The organism is Paracoccus sp. (in: a-proteobacteria) (genome assembly GCF_039808215.1).
GTDB lineage: Bacteria > Pseudomonadota > Alphaproteobacteria > Rhodobacterales > Rhodobacteraceae > Paracoccus.
This window is the reverse complement of sequence record NZ_JBDHSP010000154.1, coordinates 1-2889: the sequence shown is the minus strand read 5'-3', so window position 1 is coordinate 2889 and position 2889 is coordinate 1. Positions and strand designations below refer to the sequence as shown.

The following is a 2889-nucleotide window of genomic DNA, read 5'->3' as shown; positions in this document are numbered from 1 at the left end:
AAGAGCTTCCGAGCGGTGCTCATGGGAGCGCTTCTACCCCCGCCTGCAAAGCCGGGAGCAAATGAGGCGTAGAGACCTTGGAACGTCAAATTCGCTTCGCCGATAAACTCTGCCCAATTATACGATGACTGTGTTTGCTGGAGAACCGAGAAGTTTGTCGAACCTCGATTTCCTAACATTCGACTTGTGAAAACACCGTCGTCATCACCGCTGAGAAGGGATCGAATGCTTGAATACTGAGAATAATTTGCATTCTGCAGCGGGTCCGAACTAGAAACTGCAGACACGATCTTCGTATCCCTTTGCTGTATAGCCGCATCAAGTCGAATCGGGCTTGATCCAGCTATAAGATCACTCACGATTTGGACAACCACATCGAGTAGTGAGTCATGCGAGACCTGGACGGTATTCGTTTTGACGTCAAAATGAGCGTTGCAATCTTTGTCACAATCTGGAGAGAAGGTATTCCCGGTCTGCAAACCCGTTGGATCGGTGAGGAGCAGCGGGTTGTTCAGGACGTATGTGTAGCGGTTGAACGTCTGAGGGTTGGCGGATTTGCCGGAGGCGAGGAGCGGATCGACGGCGGTGAAGCGGCCGTAGGTGTTAGCGTACATACGGGCTTGGGCAAAGTCGAGCGAGGTCTCGGGGTCCTTTTCGTAGCCCGTGAAACGCTTGCGAACGCCGTCCTGTCCGGTTTGCGAATACTTGCCCGCGACCGTCCGATGCACACCATCCGCATAAAGCTCCTCACCGAACGGCAGGAAATCCCTACGCGAAACAACATTCCCCGCCGAATCCGTCAACACCCTCGGACTCCCGAGCATATCCGTCGCCGTGTAATTAGTCGTCGGATTCGCTGGCGCCGCAGCCGTTGAATACTCCGCCGCAAGCTCGCCATTCGAACGCCTTCGAAGCCTGACCTGTAAGATACTGTCAAACTTAAATTACGATGCACGAAACTGCCCATCACGCATCTCAGAATCGTTATTCAACTCATCTCTGACCAAAAACACGGTAACCATGTTTATTAGTTGGTTCTCCGCATTTTGAACCTCGTCCGTGAGCTCCGCGCCAGCCCATGCTGGCGTCATTAGGTGGTCGTGGTCCATTTTTGTCTCCCCAGGAGAGAGGCGTTCCAGTGATTCTATCAGGGAGCGCCGTCCTTCCTTATCCATGAAAATTTCGACGACTCCTTTGGTATTGTATTCAAAAGTCAGAAGCATAATGTATTTCTATCTATCAAAGTAGAAATTTCCGCTTGGGTATTGGCGAATTCCCCAAAACAGTCCTTCTGTTTACATCGACGCAAGTTTGCCATGCTCGCCTAGCAACTGTAGATTCTCGACAGGAGGGTTTTCCGATGGATAGATCGGATAAAATAAATGTTGTTTCACCTCGATTTGCCGAATACTTGCAAAAACACCGACAGTTCCAATTTTGAGTTCTTCCACAATATGCCCGTTCATGTCAAAAAGCTTCATAATAATTGTTCTGTTAGACGTGTCGAATAACACAAAACATCTGAATAGATTGACTAAGAAAAGTTGGATGGTTTTGGGGTTTTCTTCGATATCCCTGAGAGGCCATTCAAGAGCTTCATCAATGTGGTCCAGGTCGATCCGAAGGCCGTCGCCTTGGAGATAGATACTGCAAGGGAGTATGTTGGCTCCGGATCTCTCAATTGTTGCAATCAGTTGATACGTTCCGGCAGAGGCATGATCAATCCGAAAATCTTCATTCTCAAGCATCGCCCTCTTGCCAAGGGAAATCAAGACCCGATCTATAAGAGCGAGTTGTCTTGTCACAGCGCGAGAAAATCTTACGTTCATATCATTCTCCATGAGGCCTCTAGTGCCGTACAACTAGCGGATTAGAGAAACTGTTTGGGACAAACGTCCGTGGCACGTACAGATGCCGACTCGCGATATTTGCTTTTTGAGCATTGACTCCAAAACCGATTCGAAATTGCATTCCGCCACCATTACTGGGGGTGCCTGACCAACCAACTTTGAAAATCGTGCCTTTTCGATTTAGAATGCCGGGCCGCCCAGTTGCATTGAACGCCGAATTGCCAAATAGACGTGACTCCCTTCCAAAGTTTTTACTCATAAACAAGCGCTCACCGAACGTACCACCTCGACCTAGAAAGTCCGCGGCAGCTCCTCCAACCTTCTTCGTCGCAATCAGGGCCAGGATGTCAAAGGTCAAGGCACCGCCGGACGCTCCGGCAATCTGGTACTGCCCCTGTGGCTGTTGATAATTAAACCACGTGTTGACTCCGAAAAGGGAGTTTAGCGACGAGTTTGGGACGGATGGCAAAAGATTCCAAGTTGGAATGTCGACCGAACTCTTCGCGGCATTTACGAAGCCGATCGGGAAACCTTCGACGCCCTCCTGGGCAGCGAAATGGTTTGTTGCGTCGTTTATCGGATCGCGTATACCGGCACATCTGAAATTCGAGAAACAGGCTCCTCCCGGCTGAAACTTTGCGTTCTGCCTGATGGCCATGGCGTGTTGCGCGACAGTTGAGTAATTAGCTTCATACCGATGTAGAAAGATCGTCCCGAGCGGATTATTGTCCACGTCTAGGCCATTATCTACCTGATAAAAGAGCGATGAGCCAAAATCCACCGCATCCCAGCCTTTGTCAGCCTCCCCAGAGAACCATTTATAGTCCCATTCTCGCCCTTCTTGGCTCGATTTGCGTCGATACCAATCGAGACCAGATGGGTCGGTAACTGTCAGCGGACTGTTGCCGACGTAGATGTAACGGTTGAACGTTTGGGGATTCGAAGTGCGGCCACTTGCTAGCAATGGATCGACGGCGGTGAATCTTCCAAACGGGTTCGAGTACATTCGAGCCTCGGCGAAGTCGAGGGAAGTTTCTTC

At 50.2% G+C, this 2889-nt stretch carries 3 protein-coding genes; all 3 read right to left on the bottom strand.

Going from position 1 to position 2889, the window contains the following annotated elements:
* Positions 1 to 806, bottom strand: an 806-nt coding sequence (locus WMK75_RS18880) for an RHS repeat-associated core domain-containing protein (protein ID WP_347269114.1), incomplete at its 3' end; no start/stop codon positions are given.
* A gap of 489 nt (positions 807 to 1295) precedes the next feature.
* Complete coding sequence (locus tag WMK75_RS18875) at positions 1296 to 1829, bottom strand: hypothetical protein (RefSeq protein ID WP_347269113.1); 534 nt, start codon at positions 1827 to 1829, stop codon at positions 1296 to 1298.
* Positions 1830 to 1848: 19 nt separating this feature from the next.
* The coding region (locus WMK75_RS18870) for an RHS repeat-associated core domain-containing protein (protein WP_347269112.1) at positions 1849 to 2889 on the bottom strand (1041 nt) is incomplete at its 5' end.